This window comes from Alicyclobacillus fastidiosus (assembly GCF_026651875.1).
In the GTDB taxonomy this organism is placed as follows: Bacteria; Bacillota; Bacilli; order Alicyclobacillales; family Alicyclobacillaceae; genus Alicyclobacillus; species Alicyclobacillus fastidiosus.
Genome location: NZ_CP104067.1, coordinates 2,165,817 through 2,187,022, shown reverse-complemented (window position 1 = coordinate 2,187,022; position 21,206 = coordinate 2,165,817). Strand labels below are relative to the sequence as shown.

The following is a 21,206-nucleotide window of genomic DNA, read 5'->3' as shown; positions in this document are numbered from 1 at the left end:
AAGCGATGCCTTCTAGATGTCATTCATCAGACAGGTTGCAAAACTCGAGACGCAATATTACGCACCGAGCCAGCCACCTTACGACCCAAAAGAACACATAAACTTCGGACCATTTTGAAGTGACATTGATATGTTGGAATTTAGTGAAGGTACGTTGCAGTATATCCGCGATATGCTTGATAAACATGACGAGCATGTGACCGTCTCGACCATGAATCCATTGTGACGACAATTCACTCGCTCGAACCTCGAATTACTGAGGTGGAAGGGTTGTTTCGTTGGCTCGATAACCACTTCCGACAAACGTAAGCACTTTTCGGTATTGAGTGCATTCCAGGACCGACAGCGAAGAGTATGGGCATCGGCAAAAGTTTTACTTCTTCCTAAAATGGGATTTGAAATAAAGACATATACCAATTGTCATCGTAGCAGCGTCTTTCCAAGTAACGCTTTCGTTGGTCTAGCACGCCACTAGCAAGAACAAACGATTCTACATTAGATTGACTGGCGAGTAGTCTGCATTTTTGGATCCTGATGTCATTAAAATGACTATATGCCATCCGTAACATGTTGTAATGAACATCCTGATAATTAACCGTGTAAGGGAATGAAGTGCGAAATAAATGAAGAATCTTGACTGCAGGCTGTACGTAGCATTTATATCCGAATAACCACATCTTTAGAGAAATATCAACGTCTTCATATCCCCAAACTCTAAACTCGTTATCAAAACCTTGAACGTCAAAGAAGGCATTCCTTGATACAGCAAAACATCCACCTGGAAGGACGGGTGATGGAAAAGGTGTGTCTTGTATTTTTGTATTCCATCTAACATTCAACGTATTGTTTAGTGATTGCCCGTAACCAACATTCGATGGGTTATTGATAGGGGCAATGCCCGGAGTTACACCATCACAGATCCCGGTAAGAATCGGTTCAATCATACGATCAATCCAAAGATCTTCAAATTGAAGATGGGCATCACAAAAAATGAGAATGTCCCCCTTCGCGTGTTGTGCACCAAGATTTTTGGCTCGGGCAAGGCCCATAGCTTCTGTTCTTATCAATTGAATGGGGTTTAGACATTCGAAAGATGATATAAAATCACAACATTGATCTGTTGAACCATCATCAACCACGATAATTTCATATGAATAGTTTGTTTTGGTTTGTAATGTCGATGTAATTGTTGAATGTACATTATTCCCTTCGTTCTTCGCAGGGAAAATAAGTGATACCAAGGGCATGGATGTTTCCATGATGCTCCCTCCCCCGTCGGTCTCAGCATACTGATTTTGTTATTCAACAGTGATTTAAATCATGAATACATGCGTTTTGAGGCATAAAGCCTGGAGTAAGTGATCCAGTCAAAGTCATCTTATGAGAGTTCGCCTTTATTTGAGCATCGATTATCTTTTGTTCATCCGAACAACCATAATTGTAAGTAAAGACCACTAACCCATATACCATTTTGATATATGGGTTAGTGGTAAATCTTATTCGTTAAATCCCAGCGGCGGGTACGGGTGTCGGTGCAGGAACAGCGGTCACAACAATTTGTTGTTTTTGTAAAACCTTAACCGTGATGTCGATCACCATTTTTTCTAAATATTGAGTAGCCAAACCTTCCTCGAACGGACTTGGAGTAGTGGTAGGGCTAATAGTAGGAAATGGCGTTCTTCCGATAGCCAAATCGAATTCAGTGAACGTCGCGGAGACGAGTTCAATAAAGGGTAGTTCGTTGAAAAATTCAGTATTTACTTGGTCGAATTCTGCTAAGTCATTGGCGATCAACATTTCCTTTGTTGACGTAAACGGAGGTGACGGTAGTGTCGAAGTTGTTTGGAACCCAAATTGGGATGAAGTATTTGTCCGCGGCATCACCGGTGGGGCCAGGAACTGTCCAGCTAAATCTGTCACAACGCTCCAAGGCACATCAACGGTTAGCGATTGGATCGTAGAGCTGAGACCTGACGTAGTTAATGAGGATGTAGTAGCATACTGAATGTTCTTCCGCACAAATCCACTCAAAAATAGTTTACTGGAAGGTAGAGCGAGAAGTGCTTGTGTAATTTTCAAGTTCTTCTTGATCGTTTTGATTTCCAGTACAGGTGTTGGAAATGTGATTGGGAACTCAGTGTTCACTTGTACCGTTACCTCTGCCAGTGCGATCGGCACCTTCGTAATGACGGTACCTGGCGCTGGTGTGGGAACAGCACTAGTACTGGTAGCTAATGGGTCTACAAAATTGCCGAAAGGATTTCCCATGCTTCGATATTCCTCCTTCAAGTTTGCGCAATAGCGCTATTGTGTTACGGCAACATCCTATTCACTGGACCAGTGAGCTAACAGGTCGAATGCCGGGCGGCAAACGTGGAATTACAAATCACGGTTTTACCTCGTGCCGAGTTAGACGAAATCATCCTAAAAAGGATATACAACCAAGGCCACTATGTCCTTTTTTAATCGCCAATTATTCATTTAATCATCATCCCCTCGACAACAGTATCTTCAAAGACATACATGTATGTTCCAGTGGTCTAGGAACAAAAGCCTATGAAAACGGAAAATAAATTAGTCATTTGTCTGTAGAGTAGGAATTTTAAATTCATAAATATATCCGAGAGGGAGGGGATATTATGCGGACCATTGTTTTCATTGGTTCACAGCAATCCGGTTCAAGCAGAGATGCAATTGTTGCTGCAGGGGATATTGGGTTTTACACCGTGTTATTAACGAATCGTGAAAACTATATAGAGAACCGTGCAGAGTTTCCATATGTACATGAAATGATTAAAACCGACATTGAAGACATAAATGAAATTAAGAACAAAGTGGACTTCCTAAAAAAACAAGGGAAGCAGATCTGTGCCATTTCGAGTTTTGTGGAACCGTATGTGTACACGGCGGCCATTCTAGGAGAAGAGTATCGGATCCCATATCAAACGCCAAAAGCCATAGCTACGATGTTAGATAAAATTAGCATGAGAGAATTGTTACGAGACACGCCTTATACTCCCATTTTTAAGACGGGCCATGACTGCTCCGTACTAAATGCAGAGCCCCGTATGCATATGCCAATTGTTGTGAAGGCACCCTTATCTACTGGATCGAAAGACGTAGCCTTAGCAAGAAATAGAAAAGAAGTTGAAAAGCAAATTTTCAATTTAAAAAAGCGATACCCAGAACAAAAAATCCTTTTAGAAGAATATCTTGACGGGCCCCAATATTTAGTTGAGGTTTTGGTTCATAAAGGAATTCCCCATATCGTTGCTGTAGTTGAACAGATCGTCCATGGAACACGCAGATTCATTATTATGGGATACCGTGTCCCCGCAAAAGAATCCGATGATCTCAATAAACAAATCAAAGATATGGTTCAGGTCATTGTCGAAAAGACAGGTATGAAAACTGGAGCTTTTCATATTGAATTTAGGGTAGTTAACGGTCAATGTAATATTATTGAAGTAAATCCCCGAATATCTGGCTCGGCAATGAATCGTATGATTAACACTGCCTACGGAATTAACCTTGTTCAACAAACATTGAAATCACAAATGGGTCAAGAACCGGATCTAGTCCGAAAATGTGAACGATACGTCTTCACTCAGTACGTCACGGTGTCTGAGGGGGGGATTCTACAGAAGGTCACAGGTAGGAAAAAGGCCTCTACTTGCGAGGGTGTAGACGAGATATACGTGAAGCCCAAAATTGGTGCTATCCTCCATGCACCAACTGCCATGAGACACAGGTATGCGTATGTGTTGGCGTCAGCTGATTCCCAAGAAAAGGCCGAAAGAGTTGCCCATGAGGCGGCAAAGTTAATTAAATTCCATATAACCCCCTAAATGAGGTGGAAGAGCTATGACTTTGGTAGGCCATCTTCATTATCGTTCCGATCCACGCAAAGTTAAACTTACTTATGCCTACGCCGCAGTTGCAAAAGCGGAAGGAATCGATTATGTCTATTTCACACCTGGGCGCGTTAGTCTACAAAATCAAGATATTTTAGGTTGGGTGTATCAAGATGGAAAGTGGTTAGAGAAGACTGTCCGGTTCCCTGACGTAATATATAACGAAGCAGTCCGCAGCGAAAAATTGTGTCCTGTTGTCACAAGGCTACGCGAAAATATTCCTTTCACAAGCCATTCTATCGGAGATAAATTATCTGTTTACGAGCGACTTAATAAAACAAGTTTTCAACAATATCTTATACCAACCAGAGAAGTAAAAATCGTGAAGGAAGACTTATCCCACTTCCTTAATCAGTATAAAAAGGTCGTTGTGAAGCCCTTGTGGGGTTCAAAAGGCAACGGTGTCATCATTATCGACACCTTAGGAGAAAATCACTATGAAATCGTTTCAAATGACAAAACGGCAACCTGTATGCTTGATGAATTACCTATATTTGTAGGAGAAATGTATCGGGAAGAGCCTATTCTTGTACAAAAGTATATTACTTGTGTCACCAAGTCAGGACAGCCTTACGACTTTCGACTCCATGTCCAAAAAGACGGCACGGGGAAATGGGTCATCACCTCGGTCTACTACCGTCTAGCATTGTCCGGAAATATAACGTCAAATCTCAGTAGTGGGGGCTACACTGGCCACTTAGACTCTTTTCTTCGTCAAGAGTATGCAGAAGAAGCCTATAATATGCGGTGTTATTTAGAACAATTCGGACTTCAATTAGCTGCTGAGATAGATGCAGTGTATGACGAATCATTTGATGAATTGGGGATTGACGTTGGGGTTGATGCGATGCGAAAAGCATGGATTTATGAGGTGAATTGGAAACCTGGTTGTCCTCCTAGCCTTTACTTAGAACTTGATGTAGCTCGAAATGCAATTCTGTATGCGGAGTTTTTAGCCAATCAGTACAAATATAGAAATATTCCTTGTCTATAGAAGTTGGAAATATCGAATGTATCTTGTCTGTAAGTATATAATCAATTTCTTTAATTTTAAGGAGTTGAATTTGTTCGCTCATTCCGAGGAGATGATTCAATGAAAAGGCTTGAACTTCAAAAAGTCCTCACAGAAATAAAAGGTGAGTGGGTACAGGGTGAACTTCCCACGACTATTACGCAAGTAGTAGACGACCCTAGTGACGTCGGTTCAGATAAAACACTGTTGTTTGACTGTTATCATCAAATTCAGACTTGGCGATTCGATTCGTATAAAAATTGTGTAATCGTAACCGAAGACTCAGAATCATGGTCAAAAATGAGCAGTGACCATGCGGTCGTTCGGGTGAATAATGTGCACGAAGCGTATCACAATTTTGTCCGTTATTATCGCGGATTATTTACTATCCCGGTGATCGCCATCACTGGAACGTGTGGAAAAACGACCACTAAAGAAATGATCGCTCACATGTTGTCTAAGAAATATAAAGTTCAGTCAACCGTTCGTAGCAAAAATGATCCACTTTTTAATTTGGGTTATTTACTCGGGATTGATAATGACACTAATGTGGCCGTTTTTGAAACGGCTGTCGGGAAAAAAGGGGACTTACTGCGAAGTTGCCGATTTTTCCGCCCGAATATTGGCGCTATTACAAATATCGGTATCGATCATTTGAATAAATTTGCTTCTCACGATGAGTACATTCAAGCAAAGGGCGAGATGTTACCCGGCTTGCAATATACAGGAACACTTGTGTTGAATACAGATGATGAGAATATTAGGAAGATCGACTTAACCTCCTTCAAAGGAAGCGTCGTTACGTTCGGTTTTAGCGAGCAATCCGCCTTTCAAATAATGAATATAAAAACGCAGGAGAACGGCACGTCCTTTTCGTTGCGCTTCGAACATCTTACTCATCAATTGTTTGTGCCTGGCTACGGTGAACACAACGTCTATAATGCCGTGGCAGCCATTGCAGTAGTCTATTCGTTAGGAATTGGAATAGACGAAGCTGGAGAGCAACTGAGATTTTATCAACCTTTACCTGGGCACATGAACGTACTTCCCGGTATCAATGGGAGTGTTGTGATTGATGACTCTTGGAGTTCAAATCCCACGTCGATGCATGCTGCATTAAATGTGTTGAATGATTTGGCACAAGGACGTAAGAAAATTGCCGTATTAGGTAAAATGGCGGCACTTGGTAAGTTCGCTGATGAACATTACGCACGTCTCGGTCAGCGATTAGTCGATCAAAAGATCGATGTACTGATCACTCGAAATTCGATTGCAAAGGACTTCGCCAAGTATGCACTACGTTTTGGGATGAAACAAGAACAAATCTATACCTGTACAGAGATTAACGAAATTGAACGTATATTACGTAAATTGATGTCGGAAGATACGATTGTTTTGATCAAAAGCTCAATGAAAGATTACAAGATTGAAAATCTGGTTAAAAACATGACATGTTAGACGATTTGCTCACAGACCAGCATTCCAATTATCGTGGAGTGCTGGTCGTTTTTCGCTGTCTAAGTGGGCGTGTAAGAATGGCTCTTACTTGATCAGTTTCAATATCCAAATTGAAGCTGAATATGGTTATCTCGCCTTGTAACGTACCTGACCCATCTCTGTGATGCCTCAATTATATAGAGAAAAGGCACAGTCTCCTCAATTTGTTGAGGGACTATGCCTTTTCAAATCCAGATGGGCTTTTTCAATGGCCTCTTGTTGACTACGATGCTCTCCCTTGCGGAAGGATTGCCATGGTTCCAGACGGGGACTTTTAGCTTTGAATTGACCATTACAGCGATGATCAACATTTGCAACTTTCCGGAGAAAAAGTCGGTTCCTTGTTCGATGAATTAACACTTCTCATCGTCATCATCATCATCCCTGTATGGATGACAAGACGTTATTCTAAATTGCTGATTTTGAAGTACTTTGACTGTAAGGTCAATCACCATTTTTTCTAAGAATTGACTAGCCAAACCTTCTTCAAATGGACTTGGAGTAGCAGTAGGGCTAACAGTAGGGAATGGTGTTCTACCGATAGATAAATCGAATTCCGTGAACTTCGCCGCTACGAGTTCACAGAATGGCAGTTCATTGAAATACTCAGAATTAATTTGATCAAATTCCGCAAGGTCGTTAGATATCAACATTTCTTTTGTCGAAGTAAACGGAGGCGAAGGTAATGCAGTCGTAGTTTGGAACCCAAACTGTTCTGAGCGATTCATTTTCGGCATAATCGGAGGAGTCAGGAACTTCCCACTCAAATCTGTAACAACGCTCCAAGGCACATCAACAGTTAGTGACTGGATTGTAGAACTGACCCCTGATGTGGTCAGCGACGATGCCGTTGCATACTGAATGTTCTTCCGTACAAATCCACTCAAAAATAATTTACTGGAAGGTAGAGCAAGAAGACTTTGTGTTAACTTCAAGTTTTTCTTGATAGCCTTGATTTCTAAGACTGGGGTTGGAAATGTGATTGGGAACTCAGTGTTCACTTGTACCGATACTTCAGCAAGCACAACTGGCGTCTTCACAATCACGTGGCCAGTGCTAATGTTCGGGTGGGCACGTGTGCATGAACACTCTTGTAGACTTGAGTCTTTATTAAGGTCTCCAGACATTCTTTTCCCGCCTTCGTGTAGGATAGCCCGGTTAGGCTTTTGACACATGATATGCATTCGCCTAATTACAGTTCCTAGGCATATGCTGAATTTTGGAATGACGCCACTCTTACATTCCGGATGTGACATCTGAGTACCTCTGACAAGTTAGATGAACTGAATTCGCAGCCGGTACATTTCATTAACTGTTTTTCACAAACCGGGATCGTCACATTTGCCCATAACTGAGTATGATGATGTAGTTGGTACGGGAGGATTGAGACGGTGTATGCTGGAAACGGTTAGAGAACAACAAAAAGCTAAAAATCAAACCAAGAGGCAAATTTCGGATGAAAATGCTCCGCGCGGTTCGCGTGTGGCATCAGACAAACAACAAGCAAACCGTCATAAGCCTTTACTATTTCAACACGCAATACAAGAATCATCAAAGGTGTCAAAGAATAGGACAACAAAAAACGGTTCAGGAATAAACAATGAACTACAGACGCTAAATAATGACTTGACAAAACACAATACCTTATCCCCAACAATCAATGTTGAGGAACCCACTCATCATCAACAAGAACATATAGGTAAAAATACGATAACGGTTGAAAAAAAACCAGCCGCAGATACACTCGAACCCATATCTACAGATACATTGTCGTCGCCCATTGATAATCCTGCATTATTGCCTAGTAGCGAGATATCGATACCGGTATCTCGTATGAATAATCATGTTTCTGACAACATATATAAAGTTCATCACCCACACGTAGAGGTACCTGTACTAATTGCTCGCGATGACATTCAAGTCAATCTTGTAAAACAAGTAGAAATCCCTCACCCTGCGATATCGGTAACAGATATCCGTTGGAGTGTGCATTCATTAGATTCTCGTTTCTCCCTTCCCAGAAACGAAGTCTTCATAAACGGTATATTTACTGTACACATAGAATACCAAGGACCCCAAAATGACACGTGTATCATATCCACGGATTTCGATTGGCATACGGTACAAACTTTAAAGTTCATCTACCCTCTGAATGTACCAAAAAAACGGGAATTTAAGGTCCATACCTTTCAAGATCAAAGACGCTGTCTAACCACACACAGAGAACAGGTAGATCCATACGGAGAAAATCCGTTTGTACGTTTACGTATATCCCGTATTGTCTCGAAAGAAGAAACCCAACCTGAGGAAAATATCAGTTATGTATATATACAGGCAGCTGCAACTTTATCGATTGACGTTCTTCAGTCACAACTGATTAGTTTAGGCGGTTTACACTGAATTTGATGTGTATTACTTACTCTATGAGAGCGTCCGAATCAGGTGTGGATGTCGTCTATCACATTTGTTGGGATGGCTGATGCTGGCTCTACGTCGCCAGCATCATGGACTTATTCAAAATGCCGGCCGAAGGCAGAACCGCGGATGATACCGGGGAACTCGTCATACAAACTCTGGAACAGGCTTAGAGCGTGGTGAGCGCATGAGAGGATTAGACTCAATTTTCATATATCTCTGTTCGGTGTGTCTACCTTTTTTAATTTCATACCCCGTCCCACCATGTTATAGCCTTAACTTTAGCGTATCTCAAAACAAATTCCCCCCAGGGACTCTCTCCTTATGCTGATGTGAATCGAGCTCAATAAAGATGTGAACCTTAATTAGTGTTGATTGTTCATCCATTCATCAAATGTTGGATAAAGAGAATCTTTCTCGGAAAAAATCTTATCTCCAGCCGGCCACGTAATCCCTAGTGTAGGATCCGACCAGATAATACCACTTTCATGCTGGGGTGAATACGGTGAGTCGACCATATATAAAACCTCTGTGTTCTCAACTAAGGTACAGAACCCGTGCGCAAAACCTTTCGGGACAAACAAGAGATATTGATTGTCGGCGGAAAGGTGATAACCGCGCCATTCTCCAAATGTAGGAGAATTAGAACGAATATCTACGATTACATCATAAATTAATCCCCGCAACACACGTACTAGTTTAGCTTGAGCAAACGGGTCTAGCTGAAAATGTAAGCCTCGTATGGTGCCTGCAAGCGTCGAAGAAGAATGATTTTCCTGAACAGGGTTGAAGGATAAACCCAGTTGATCGAACGTAGATTGTTGATAACTTTCGAAGAAAAAACCGCGGCTGTCGCGATGTACTATTGGTTTAAGTAACTTTACGCCGTTCAAAGATTCCTCAACAATCTTCATATGGTAATACCTCCTTAATAGATTGGAAATACGCTATTAAAGCATCATTCCATGATCGAAGTGGTTGAAATCCTTGCTCCACGATTTTTTTTGAACCTAGAACAGAATAGGCCGGTCGTCTGGCTGGCCGAGGAAACTCAGAGGTCTGAACAGGGACAACTGGTTTTGCAATGCTAGCGAGCCGGAAAATTTCTTTGGTAAACTCGTACCAAGTAGTTGATCCGCTATTGGAGACGTGATACGTCCCATAGTATTCCGTTTGAATTAATTGTAAGAGGAAACAAGCGAAGTCGAATGTCCAGGTAGGTGATCCAGTTTGATCATTTACCACACGTACACTTTCAACACCCGGGTCATTCCCTAGGCGCAGCATCGTATGGACGAAATTTGCACCATATGCACTGTATAACCAAGATGTACGCACGATGAAGTGTTTTTCGCATATTTGACGAACGTACTTCTCCCCAAGAGCTTTTGAATGGCCATATACAGATATTGGATTAACCGGGTCATTTTCTTCGTAAGGTCGGGTACTTCGCCCGTCAAACACATAATCTGTACTAATATGACACATTTTACAATTGTATTCTTGAGCCGCTTCAGCAATGTATTGTGAACCATGTGCATTCACTGTTAATGCATCTTCCGTATCTGTTTCGGCCTGGTCTACCGATGTATAAGCGGATGCATTGATGATGACATCAGGCTTGATTGTCATGACGGTGCGAATTACCTGACTTCGATTCGTAACATCGAGTTCACGACGAGATAGTGGGTGTAGCTCAACATCACTTTGTCTTTTTGCTATGTTAATAATTTCTCTACCGAGCTGTCCCCCAGCCCCGGTTAAAAGCAATTTCATAGCAGACCATCCAATCTATGTCCGTATTGTAAAGCCATATATGACCTATACTCGCCTTCTTGAACTCGTTTCCACCAGAATTCATGATCTAAATACCACTCAATCGTCTCAGATAGCCCCTCCTCAAAAGTTATTCGAGGAGTCCAACCGAGATCGCGTTTAATTTTACTTGCATCAATCGCATAACGTTGATCGTGTCCTGGTCGGTCCTTTACAAAATGGATTAAATCATATGGTTTGTGTAGTTTATCCAGGATTTCCTTAATGAGATCTACATTGGTCCACTCATTATTGGCGCCAATGTTATATATTTCGCCAGGAACACCATGATGGATGACAAGATCAATCGCACGACAGTGATCGTCTACGTGCAACCAGTCACGAACCTGTAATCCACTTCCGTATAGTGGGATTGATTCGTCGTTCATCGCCCGGATGATAGACAATGGAATAAGTTTTTCTGGGAACTGGAACGGTCCGTAATTATTGGAGCACCGCGTAATGTTTACTGGTATGCCAAACGTCTCATAGTAAGCACGAACCAACAAATCCGCACTTGCTTTACTAGCCGAATAGGGACTGTTCGGTTGAAGCTGCGTAGCTTCAGTAAATCTCCCCGTTTGGCCTAAACTTCCATATACTTCATCAGTTGATATTTGAACAAATTTTTTAACTTTGTACTGTTTTGCAAACTCGACCAGGTACTGTGTTCCTAGCACGTTGGTTTGGAAAAATACGTTGGGATTCAAAATACTTCTGTCTACGTGAGACTCGGCAGCAAAATGAACAACTACATCAATACCGTTTTGAAATACAGCCTCAACATGCGTTGGGCTGGTAATGTCGCCAGTAATGACATAGTAGTTACGATTGTTTTCAACGTCTGATAGAGACTCAAAGTTCCCAGCATATGTCGGTTTATCTAAATTAATGACTACGTAACTCGGATATTTTTTTAGGATATAATGGATGAAATTGCTTCCAATGAAACCTGCCCCACCAGTTACAAGCAGTTTCAATGACAACACTTCCTTTGATTCTTTGTTCAACACTGTTTCTAAGTGTAACGAGCAACGTGTCATTTTTAGACTGGATCACTCCGGTGCAATGGCCCTATACGAGAATGACTGTATTAAAAGGTCTTGGTTATTGGAGCTATCTAACACTAGCTTGACTTTGGTCTCCTAAAACAAATCGAAACGTTCTAGGCCTAGTGCTGGACCAAGTTAATGACACGTTTTTGCCAATCAGACTGTCCTCGATCCGTGTCTCAATGTCGCTAATGACAGCGCTATCGAGTACAACACTGTTTTCAATTTCGCTGTTTCGAATGTAGACATTTGGGCATATTGAGGTGAATGGACCCACGTAGGAGTTTTCGATTCGTGCACCCTGGCCAATGATTGCCGGTCCTCTAATCACGCTGTTAACGATAGTAGCCCCGCTATCGACTTGGACACGACCAATTACGTTCGAATGGTCATCCAGAGCACCAATTATATTTTTCGGTATATTTTCCAAAACGAGACGATTGGCATCCAGCACGTCCTCCGGTTTCCCTATGTCCTTCCACCAACTCTCTACAGTTCGGTAATCCACATAAAATCCATCATCTAGCAGTTGTTGAATGGCATCTGTAATTTCTAATTCACCTCTCCAAGATTTTTGGATTTTGTTTACACAATTGAAGATGTTGTGATCGAACGCATACACGCCAACAAGTGCGAGGTTGCTCGGCGGGTTACTTGGTTTTTCAATCAGTCCGACTAAGCGTCCCTTAGACAGTTTTGCAACGCCAAATCTCTGCGGTTCCGATACTTCACTAAGTAATACAAGCGCGTTACATTGTTTATTTTTAAAGTCATTTACAAAAGATCTCACACCATCCTTGATAATGTTGTCACCAAGGAACATCAAGAATGGGTCAGAGCCGATGAAGGGCTTCGCGAGTTGCACTGCATGAGCTAAGCCGCGAGGTTCATCCTGCTGAATATAGCTGATCTGGACACCCCACTGGCTGCCGTCCCCCAACGTAGAGCGTACTTCTCTGCCTGTTTCACCAAGCACAACACCAATATCTACAATTCCTGCGTCACGAATCGATTCAATGGCGTAAAACAAAATCGGCTTGTTTGCCACAGGGATGAGTTGTTTTGCACCGGTAAATGTGAGAGGGCGTAAGCGCGACCCGGTCCCTCCGCTTAACAGTAGCGCCTTCATAGTGGCCTCCTTAAAACGTCATCCGTTCAAACGATATCGCTTTTACATTTTTCCAATATATTCAGGGATAAAGGGCAATGGTTGGGTAAGTGCGGACTTCGCAATAAAATTTAGGAAATTGTGCGGCCTAAAAGCATGAGATATCACCCATAGAGTTCCTCCGAGTTGACTTCTGTCCCGATGCGTACGTCCTATTACCCTAAATAGGAGTAGGACATATAGAGGATGTCCGAAAAGGGCTAAACACTCTGCGGCGCATGGCGGCGTCGCGGGAGGCAAAACCGTACTCACGTACCACCACGTACGCTCCGTGCGCTTTTGCCTCCCCCTCCTTGCCCTGCTTGCATCTTACCTTTACCCCTTTTCGGACACGCATATATAGACTTCATTATGGGATGCACTAATGTGAAAATGGTTGCGAATGTATTGATTACCCTATGATGTAACCGTATTGACGGGCTTGTGATATTAAGCGGTTTCTGTGATCTGTAAATTCGTAGTTGTAAATATAGTTTAGGTATTTATTATACTCATCGATACAGTGAATCGTTTCGCGAATCTTATCGATTTCACTTTTTCGTGTCCAAGTACCAGCGGGGTGTTGTCGATAGACTGACATCACCTGTGGAATATATCCGATGAACCCATGTTGGCTTACAGCGATGTTAAACATCCAGTCATATACCTTCATGTTATACAAGGAGTCATCCAATGATTTAATCACGTCGTTTCGGTAGATACATGTAGAGAAGTTACCGATAAAATTACTCCTTATCAAATCAGAGACTGTGAGTATCTGAAATGCGTCGTTGATCGGCCAGGGTTGAATATAGCTCTGGTACATATTCGATACTGTATACCGATTAAAGGCGAGAACGCATCCTATGTTTCTATCTAAAAACTCTACCATTGTCCGTATCCTATCGCGGGATGTCCAATAGTCATCACCTTCTAGCACAGCGACGTAATCACCTGTACATGCTTTAAAGCCTCTTTTGTAATTTTGAGTGATGCCCACATTCGTTGAAGTCGGGAGAACACGCATTACTTCCGGATATCGAGTTTGAAATTCGCGAATGATGTGAGCAGTGTTATCTGTGGAGCAGTCATCAGCTATAATTACCTCATAGGGATAGCCATGTTCTTGCATTAGAACACTGTTTAAGGCTTCAGCAATGTATTCTTGTTGGTTATAGGTAGTTACTAGAACACTGACCTTGGTATTACCCATACAAAGCTACTCCTCTCTTTATCCTTCATTCGTTATACTTCATTTCGTTCCTCATCAACTTGGAACATAAACAGCAAGCCCCTACAAATAAAAGTTCCTGCATCGCCCGACAATAGAGCCTCGGTTCGGATCACGATCACAATATGTTGCGCTAAAAACGCTTGACCTACACAAGCGTGGAATGCACGATATCCCTAGATGTAAGTTGTGGAGGAATGAACGATTTCAGGCGACACCTATCTAACCGTGTCATGACACACTACGCTAACACCAGATGAACCCTGCCTATTTTTGAGTACCCTCTTACAATTTAGACTAGTGTGTATCTGCTAAAAGAACTTTTTTCTTTGGCTGCTCATAAACTACATGGTCCAGGTCATTAAGACCCTTCGATGGTAACGGAATCAAATAGAAGGTCGGTGAAAAGCTAATGAACCCAACTAAGATCTCATTTGTTATCTGCGTTAACGATGATAATCTTTATGGGACATGTATGAATCACATACAGGCGTTAAATGTCCCGCATGGTTACAGTGTTGAAATACTACCAATTCATGATGCTCACAGTATGACCCAAGCATATAATTCCGCGATTCGGCAGTCTGACGCTAAGTACCGGGTTTATCTACACCAGGATGTTCTAATTATCAATCCAAACTTTATCGGTGACATCTTAACTGTTTTCATGACAGAACCTAGACTTGGTCTACTTGGAATGGTGGGCTGCAAAGTTCTTCCGCCTGACGGGGTCTGGTGGAAGGATCATAGGTTGTTCGGTAAGGTGATTTTGCCTGATCGTATCCTAGAACTTTTACCCGTAGAAGGGACTTTTGAAATAGTTGATGCTGTGGATGGGCTATTGATGGCTACTCAGTATGATGTCTGGTGGCGTGAGGATCTCTTCGATGGGTTTCACTTGTACGACACATCACAATGTTTAGAATTCAAAAAGCATGGGTATTTAGTCGGGGTACCAAATCAGCATACACCTTGGTGTAAACATGGCTTCGATGTCCCAATTGGCAACCCAGATGAATGGAGCACTAAAGCAGCGGCTTATGAACGGAATCACAGGATTTTCATTAAAAACTACCTACCATGAAGTGTCGTGGTAATCCGGACAAAAATGGGTCTGTTTTTTCTAAACGCTTTCATAGTCGATATCTAGAATCAATTCCTCTGAGTAACTCTACACTCAGAGGGGCGATTCATACGCAAGGGGATAACCGAAGGGTACTCAATAGCAACCTCTATTCTTGTACAGAAGGGTCTGTCGTTACGCTTAGATCTTTCTTAAATACTGCCGGTACTCCGGCATAAAGGGACATGCTGTGTACATTGTCCTTGACAAATGCCCCTCCACCAATCACTGCACGCGAACCTATTCTAACTTTCTCCTTTACTGTAGACCCAGCACCTATAAATGTTGACTGACCTATGGTTACGTTCCCGCAAACAGTGGCACCTGGAGAGATCGTTACGTAGTCTTCAACAATCGTATCGTGGGAGAGGCTTGCATTGACATTTACAATGACAAAATCACCAATCCTAACATTTGTTGTTATGATTGCACCCGCGCAAATAATCGTACCCGTTCCAATGTGGTTTTGTTTTGAAATAAACACAGATGGATGCACAAGCGAATCTGCTACTCTGAAACCATATTGCAATGTCTTATCGACGAACTTTTTCTTTAGGGCTGGATCTCCAACACTCGCGCATACGACATGAACTTCATCTTTCAAATGCGGTATGTCCAGTAAGTCCCCTATGACTGGCAAACCGTCAGTGATTCGACCACGAAACTCTGGTCGTTCATCCAGATATCCTGCAACGTCATGACCTAGTTGTTGACACAACCAATTCACCTCTCGTGCCATTCCTCCGCATCCCCAAATTACCAGTTTATTAGCCATTAACTAAGCTCCTTACTACCCGTATCACGTGATTTTCATCCATTTCCTCCCACAATGGTAAACTGAGAATCCGTTTTTGAATTTCGTCTGTGACTGATAGATTTGATCGAGGGTAAGACCGAAACATTTCTTGTTCATGACAGGCAGGGGAAAAATAATGACGTACCTGTATTCCTTGGGTTTCTAATCTTTTAACTAAATCACTATTTACTTGATCTTTAGGGCATAAGATCGGAAAGAATTGGTGCGCAATAGAACCCTTCGTTTCTTGAATCCTCCATCCTCGCTCTTGCAAATGGGAGGACTTCATCGTGTCCAAGTACCATTCTCTGATTTTATTACGTACTTTTTTCTTTTCAGGGAACTCCGGTAGCGTAGCTAGTGCAATTGCAGCCGTATATTCCGAAGTCTTACCGTTAAGGCCTAACAGACACGATTCCCTGTCCCCGTTAAATCCAAAATTAGCTGCTTCACGTATCCTTTTAATGAGGTTTTGATCACTGCTGTATACGAGACCTCCTTCACCAATTCCGAACGCTTTCGTTGCATGAAAACTAAATACAATTGCGCCGTCGAACGCAGTACCAAATTGTTTATCAAGACATGTACCAAAGCTTGCAGCGGCGTCAACCACCACGGGTATTCCCTGATTCATCAGTGACATATAGTAACTCAAGTCGAGCCAGGTTCCAAATGTCGCATAAGGGACAACGACGGCCACGTCATCACCAAGTTTTTCAATGACCTCTTTTACGATGTTCTCATTCATACACCAGTTATCTTCACTTATATCTATAAAATATGGCTCTAATCCCGCCCAAATTGCTGCTAGCGGAGTGGCAGAAAACGTAAAGCTCGGCATGAGTGCGTATTTTCCGCCTTTACGCTTACAAGCACTGATAGCTAATATCAGGCCAGTTGTAGCGTTGTTGACGGTTGAAACGGCACCTTCATTATTGAAATATTCTAACAACACACGTTGTTCAAAGAGATCGTTTAACGGCCCGTAATTACTGTAAACTCGTGAAATATCAATCTGATCTAAATAAGGTAGATAGGCTTCGTTTTTCACTACATTAGGTTTTAGAAATGGTATTTCAATCATACTGTGTTTCACCTCGAAAAATTGAATTTTAGAGTAAGTACATCAGGGCATCTCACCGTTTTCGCACCTAACTCTTTGACCTTTTTAAATCGGTTCCAATCTCCGGGTTCACCAATTAAGTAAGCGTTGAGATCCCAAGGTACATACTTAAACCAGTGATGATAAAAAACTGATGAAGTGGTTACATTTGAGTGTTCTAGCGACCGTGCGTCATTGATGGTCCATTGACTCGGAGAGCATTCCCAATAAAAGGGATGAAATATGAAGTCAGCTTTGGTGGATATCGCGTATTCCACTAATCTCTCGATTCGGTGAGGTACAAATTCGTCATCATCGTCTAAATGGGTGACGAAATCTCCCGTAGCCAACTCCAGTGCTCGATTCAAAGGGATTGTGCCCGCAACTTGCCATCGCTGATACGGATCCGTTGGGTACATCCCATGTTGCGGGAGATTCTCAAAGTGAATTCTTGGGTCGTCAAATGACCTTACAATGTCCTCCGTGTTGTCTGTACAGCCATCACCAATTACTATGATTTGAAGATTCGTGTATGTTTGGTTTATAACAGACCGTAAGCTCCGCGTTAATAGTAAATTAGCTCGATTATATGTCGCAATACAGACCGTGATCAGGGGAGCTGTTTTTTCATATGCGTGTGTATAAATATCTGACGTTCTAATTGAAATTATCTTGTCAGAACTGTACATCGCTCATCCCTCCTTTTTTCATGCAGTCCGTAAATTTGTACAGACATGAGCCCCATGAAAGCTTCTTTACGCTCATATATCTCATGCTCATACGAACATCTTCATTTTTACGCAGAAAGATTTAGCGATGACACGGGGAAATATCCAACATATAAAAATTTTCCAGCCATTGATTTTGAAATCAAACCTACTCTACCAGTTGGGAAAACTTTGTTGACCACCGTAGCTTCTAGTCATGGAGGAGTATAATTAGTGAAATGCGCTAGCCATGGTTAAAATCACGACCAAACCGTTTAGCACCTTCTATTTGAATGCTACGAATCATGGATTGGTCCATAAATCTACTCATGTTGGCACCATGCCAGCGGTAATGCAGCAGTACTTGAGGAATGCAACCAAAGTTACAACAAGTAAGCAGTCGTAACCACATATCATAATCTTCCCCATTGTAACGATAGTTGTCATCGAATAACCCTACTTGAGAAAACAATTCACGTTTTACCATGACAGTTGAACAAACAATAATATTTGATCTTATCAAAGCCTCCATGTATTCTTCCCTGGAATTGTAATCGTTTGGGATGTAATGATACCAAACTTCCCACCCCGTAACGCCTCTTTGTACTACCGTTGCACCGGTATGTACAAGTCCTACACCAGGTCTGTTCCGAAAAACAGAGAGTTGAAACTCGACTTTTTTTGGAAGGAATATGTCATCACAGTCCAAGATACATACATAGTCTCCAGTAGCTTGTTGAATCCCGGAATTTCTTGCAGCCACCACACCGGCATTCATTTGTCGAATGACTGTAATTTTTTCTTTGTACGTTTCAAGTATATTGCGTGTACCATCCGTAGACCCATCATCTACTACGATGATTTGAATATGAGGATGTGACTGGTTTAGCACACTTTCAATCGTTTCCCCGATGAATTGTTCATGATTATGGACTGGAATTACGACACTAACTGTCTCCATTTCATGTCCCCCTCCTTTAAAACCCTACATGCATCCATAAAATGGCCGACTATTCGTTTGAAGTTGAAGTGGCATCACTTATTTGGTTTATGAGTATTGTTTGAGGACTGACCTTGGCAACAGCGGAATTTCTTGATACTGCTGCACGAGTATCGGGGAATTTATTTTTGGTACTGTCAAAAGGTCAGCTGTCACGGTCGTTTCCGAACATCTAGCATAAAATACGTCGTTAGGGATATCAGACCATTTGGTCATGTGTTGAAGGGAAGAGTCATCAAGATCACAGTAATAGGAGGAATCGCTTTTGAAGGTTAGTGTAATCTTAACTAGTTATAATCGTTCTAGGCAGATTCGTGAATCTGTTGCTAGCGTTCAAAGACAGACCTACTCTGACTGGGAGCTTTTTATAGTAGACGATAATTCAAATGAAGAAACGAAAGAAGTGTTAAACAATATTGCCTCGCGTGAACCGAGGTGTACAGTGATACAGTCCGGTGTATTGCAAGAAGACCGATTGAAAACAACCCGATATGCTTCGTGTATTAATTTGGCGATTCCACACCTTACAGGTGAATTGGTTTCCTATCTCACTGATGACGATATCTACTATCCGGAACGATTCGAAAGAATGGTTGATGTTTTTAGGAACAGACCCGATATTTCTGTTGTGTATGGGTCGCAGCGAGTTGTCATAATAAATCAATACGGGATTATGTCGCAATCCATTCGCCCTTTAATTGGAATTACTCGTTCACCATTTAACAGAGTAGATCACAATTCTATTATGCACCGTCGCAGTTGTTTTGAGGTTGTAACACATTGGGATGATAATCCGTCATATTGGGGATATGCTGATGCAATTTTCTTTAGCCGATTGGCAGAATACTGGGATTTTCATCCTATAAACTTTATAACTGATGAACATCGTGTACATCAAAATAGTGTACAGAGCAAGATGCATCATCATGTTCAGCCTTGGTTAGGTCGATTTGAACCGCTAGATTAGTCAATACCGTGGGGTATTTCCAAAAAACGACGGGCGACGCCATGATTGTGTGGTAAAGGGTGCGCAAGTTCAAATCAATGAACGGCTTAATACTTCGCGAATGAAGGTACTCGTAAATTGGCAGCGCGTCGTGTGCAGCATCTAAAATTGCCTTGTCCCAGGTGTAATCACGAAAGCGTTCAACAAACTCACGGGCACTAACCACCCACGATGTCGCATCATGGCGGGAAGCTCGCTGTAACCTGGGATAGAGCGGTAGGTCATAGGGGCTATCGGCAGCAACAAATGTATAGAGGTGATAACCGAAGAATATTTGTTTCGATAACTGTCCCACCCCATGTCACAGTCGGGTTGGGAGTAGATACGATAGCACCTGCATGGTACAACGCCGAGGCCGACTACGAACTTGGGTAGCTGTCTGAAGTGACATTCCATCGCTAGCAATAGAAAGGGCACAGGTATTACCTAATAAGCTGGATTTCGCAGAGACGACAAGAAATTGACGTTGAAATAACCTAAGTAGAACGTCGAAAGGTTGGACTTTGTTGCTGGAACGCTTCTGTAGTTGAGTCATTAGTTTTACGATTTTGCTGTACGCTTTGGTGGGTGCCTTTTCACCCTTTTTGCCACCTTTGATTTTCTTACGGTTGAGTCTGTGTTTGGGTGAAAGATTTGCAGAGTCACAAGACCACAACCGTCGGAAGAAGCCGTAGAACGTACCAACGCCTGGCGTTTGCCCGTACTGAAAGCCGCTAAGGATAGCATACAATGGGCAGCGCCGTAATTGATTGACCCACTCTGTGACAGATGGTTCTCCAACCTGAAGCATGAGCAGATACGAACGCAGTAAGTCGGCAGGGTCAATGGACTTTGGACCACGACACGAGAAATTTTCTTGGAGTAAGTTAAACGTGCCCGAGAGGTCGGTGATCCAGAATTTCTTAACAAGTGACCAGTCTTTGGAGACAAACCGAAGCGACCCATTTGCATAGTGAATATGCAGTTGTTGCTGAACGAACGATTGGTACTGCTCATGAGACCTGACCACTGGCAACATTAACGTAACCCCAATTCAGATAAGATAGAGCGGTTAGCCCTTCTCGGGGATTGTTGGGGTCATTCTGAAAAGTCAAGTAAAATTTGGTGTAAATACCACAGTTTCTTCTCCTGGCGGCGATGAATTTCCAATTTTGAATTGTCAAGTGGGGTACATGAACATGGGGGCAAACGAAGATTCCCTCAAGGACAGAACCCCTGGGGAATCAGTGAAAATCCAATACCGAGAGGCTATGGGACTAAAGGTGGCTTTCAACATCGACACCCGTCCAATCCTGTATTGTTATGCAAAACGCGGTATATCGAAACGCCGCGTTTTTCTGCTTTTTAAGTTGCGGAAAACAGCACGCGTTAGTTCATGAGTAACAAAAG

Annotated in this window: 20 protein-coding genes; 7 read left to right on the top strand and 13 right to left on the bottom strand. The window is 42.3% G+C overall.

Annotation, left to right across the window (positions count from 1 at the left end; translation table 11 throughout):
* Positions 1–383: 383 nt before the first annotated feature.
* Both NZD89_RS10830 and NZD89_RS10825 read right to left on the bottom strand, forming a co-directional pair.
* On the bottom strand, positions 384–1,259 hold the full coding sequence (locus tag NZD89_RS10830) for a glycosyltransferase (protein WP_268007738.1): 876 nt from the start codon (positions 1,257–1,259) through the stop codon (positions 384–386).
* A gap of 244 nt (positions 1,260–1,503) precedes the next feature.
* The gene (locus NZD89_RS10825; RefSeq protein WP_268007737.1) at positions 1,504–2,268 is read right to left on the bottom strand and encodes a CsxC family protein; all 765 of its coding nucleotides are present in this window, start codon (positions 2,266–2,268) and stop codon (positions 1,504–1,506) included.
* 371 nt (positions 2,269–2,639) lie between these two features.
* Between NZD89_RS10825 and NZD89_RS10820 the strand changes: the two genes are divergently transcribed.
* The 4 genes from NZD89_RS10820 (at position 2,640) to NZD89_RS10805 (ending at position 6,780) form a co-directional block, all read left to right on the top strand.
* Positions 2,640–3,848 (top strand): ATP-grasp domain-containing protein, encoded by a 1,209-nt coding sequence (locus tag NZD89_RS10820; RefSeq protein ID WP_268007736.1) that lies wholly within the window; start codon positions 2,640–2,642, stop codon positions 3,846–3,848.
* 16 nt (positions 3,849–3,864) lie between these two features.
* Positions 3,865–4,908: a YheC/YheD family endospore coat-associated protein gene (locus NZD89_RS10815; protein ID WP_268007735.1), complete on the top strand. Its 1,044-nt coding sequence runs from the start codon at positions 3,865–3,867 to the stop codon at positions 4,906–4,908.
* Between the two features lie 99 nt (positions 4,909–5,007).
* A complete protein-coding gene (locus NZD89_RS10810; RefSeq protein WP_268007734.1) occupies positions 5,008–6,384 on the top strand; it encodes a UDP-N-acetylmuramoyl-tripeptide--D-alanyl-D-alanine ligase in 1,377 nt (458 codons plus the stop codon).
* A gap of 216 nt (positions 6,385–6,600) precedes the next feature.
* Positions 6,601–6,780 carry a hypothetical protein gene (locus NZD89_RS10805; RefSeq protein WP_268007733.1) on the top strand — a complete coding sequence of 60 codons (180 nt, stop codon included), beginning with the start codon at positions 6,601–6,603 and terminating at the stop codon, positions 6,778–6,780.
* Here the strand turns inward: NZD89_RS10805 and NZD89_RS10800 are convergent.
* Positions 6,777–7,448, bottom strand: a complete 672-nt coding sequence (locus tag NZD89_RS10800; protein ID WP_268007732.1) for a CsxC family protein — start codon at positions 7,446–7,448, stop codon at positions 6,777–6,779. The two genes, NZD89_RS10805 and NZD89_RS10800, sit on opposite strands and share 4 nt — an antisense overlap.
* Before the next feature lie 370 nt (positions 7,449–7,818).
* Between NZD89_RS10800 and NZD89_RS10795 the strand changes: the two genes are divergently transcribed.
* Positions 7,819–8,823 (top strand): hypothetical protein, encoded by a 1,005-nt coding sequence (locus NZD89_RS10795; protein WP_268007731.1) that lies wholly within the window; start codon positions 7,819–7,821, stop codon positions 8,821–8,823.
* 380 nt (positions 8,824–9,203) lie between these two features.
* Here NZD89_RS10795 and rfbC read toward each other — a convergent pair whose 3' ends face one another.
* From rfbC to NZD89_RS10770, 5 genes are all read right to left on the bottom strand, one after another.
* Positions 9,204–9,752 (bottom strand): dTDP-4-dehydrorhamnose 3,5-epimerase, encoded by a 549-nt coding sequence (gene rfbC, locus NZD89_RS10790; protein WP_268007730.1) that lies wholly within the window; start codon positions 9,750–9,752, stop codon positions 9,204–9,206.
* Complete coding sequence (gene rfbD, locus NZD89_RS10785; protein WP_268007729.1) at positions 9,739–10,614, bottom strand: dTDP-4-dehydrorhamnose reductase; 876 nt, start codon at positions 10,612–10,614, stop codon at positions 9,739–9,741. Before rfbD ends, rfbC begins: the two co-directional genes overlap by 14 nt.
* Entirely contained in the window at positions 10,611–11,633 is a 1,023-nt protein-coding gene (rfbB, locus tag NZD89_RS10780) for a dTDP-glucose 4,6-dehydratase (protein WP_268007728.1), read from the bottom strand. The genes rfbD and rfbB overlap by 4 nt, the downstream gene beginning before the upstream one ends.
* A gap of 136 nt (positions 11,634–11,769) precedes the next feature.
* Positions 11,770–12,834, bottom strand: coding sequence for a glucose-1-phosphate thymidylyltransferase (locus NZD89_RS10775; RefSeq protein WP_268007727.1), 1,065 nt, complete (start codon positions 12,832–12,834; stop codon positions 11,770–11,772).
* Between the two features lie 430 nt (positions 12,835–13,264).
* Complete coding sequence (locus NZD89_RS10770; RefSeq protein WP_268007726.1) at positions 13,265–14,065, bottom strand: glycosyltransferase family 2 protein; 801 nt, start codon at positions 14,063–14,065, stop codon at positions 13,265–13,267.
* Positions 14,066–14,495: 430 nt separating this feature from the next.
* Here NZD89_RS10770 and NZD89_RS10765 point away from each other — a divergent pair, with 430 nt between their 5' ends.
* A complete protein-coding gene (locus tag NZD89_RS10765; RefSeq protein ID WP_268007725.1) occupies positions 14,496–15,167 on the top strand; it encodes a glycosyltransferase family protein in 672 nt (223 codons plus the stop codon).
* Positions 15,168–15,315: 148 nt separating this feature from the next.
* Here NZD89_RS10765 and NZD89_RS10760 read toward each other — a convergent pair whose 3' ends face one another.
* The 4 genes from NZD89_RS10760 to NZD89_RS10745 form a co-directional block, all read right to left on the bottom strand.
* The gene (locus tag NZD89_RS10760) at positions 15,316–15,981 is read right to left on the bottom strand and encodes an acetyltransferase (RefSeq protein WP_268007724.1); all 666 of its coding nucleotides are present in this window, start codon (positions 15,979–15,981) and stop codon (positions 15,316–15,318) included.
* On the bottom strand, positions 15,974–17,086 hold the full coding sequence (locus tag NZD89_RS10755; RefSeq protein ID WP_268007723.1) for an aminotransferase class I/II-fold pyridoxal phosphate-dependent enzyme: 1,113 nt from the start codon (positions 17,084–17,086) through the stop codon (positions 15,974–15,976). The genes NZD89_RS10760 and NZD89_RS10755 overlap by 8 nt, the downstream gene beginning before the upstream one ends.
* A gap of 8 nt (positions 17,087–17,094) precedes the next feature.
* The gene (locus tag NZD89_RS10750) at positions 17,095–17,793 is read right to left on the bottom strand and encodes a glycosyltransferase family 2 protein (protein ID WP_268007722.1); all 699 of its coding nucleotides are present in this window, start codon (positions 17,791–17,793) and stop codon (positions 17,095–17,097) included.
* A gap of 262 nt (positions 17,794–18,055) precedes the next feature.
* Entirely contained in the window at positions 18,056–18,772 is a 717-nt protein-coding gene (locus NZD89_RS10745) for a glycosyltransferase family 2 protein (protein WP_268007721.1), read from the bottom strand.
* Positions 18,773–19,076: 304 nt separating this feature from the next.
* Here NZD89_RS10745 and NZD89_RS10740 point away from each other — a divergent pair, with 304 nt between their 5' ends.
* On the top strand, positions 19,077–19,778 hold the full coding sequence (locus tag NZD89_RS10740; RefSeq protein WP_268007720.1) for a glycosyltransferase family 2 protein: 702 nt from the start codon (positions 19,077–19,079) through the stop codon (positions 19,776–19,778).
* 340 nt (positions 19,779–20,118) lie between these two features.
* Here NZD89_RS10740 and NZD89_RS10735 read toward each other — a convergent pair whose 3' ends face one another.
* The gene (locus NZD89_RS10735; RefSeq protein ID WP_268007719.1) at positions 20,119–20,835 is read right to left on the bottom strand and encodes a hypothetical protein; all 717 of its coding nucleotides are present in this window, start codon (positions 20,833–20,835) and stop codon (positions 20,119–20,121) included.
* Positions 20,836–21,206: the final 371 nt, after the last annotated feature.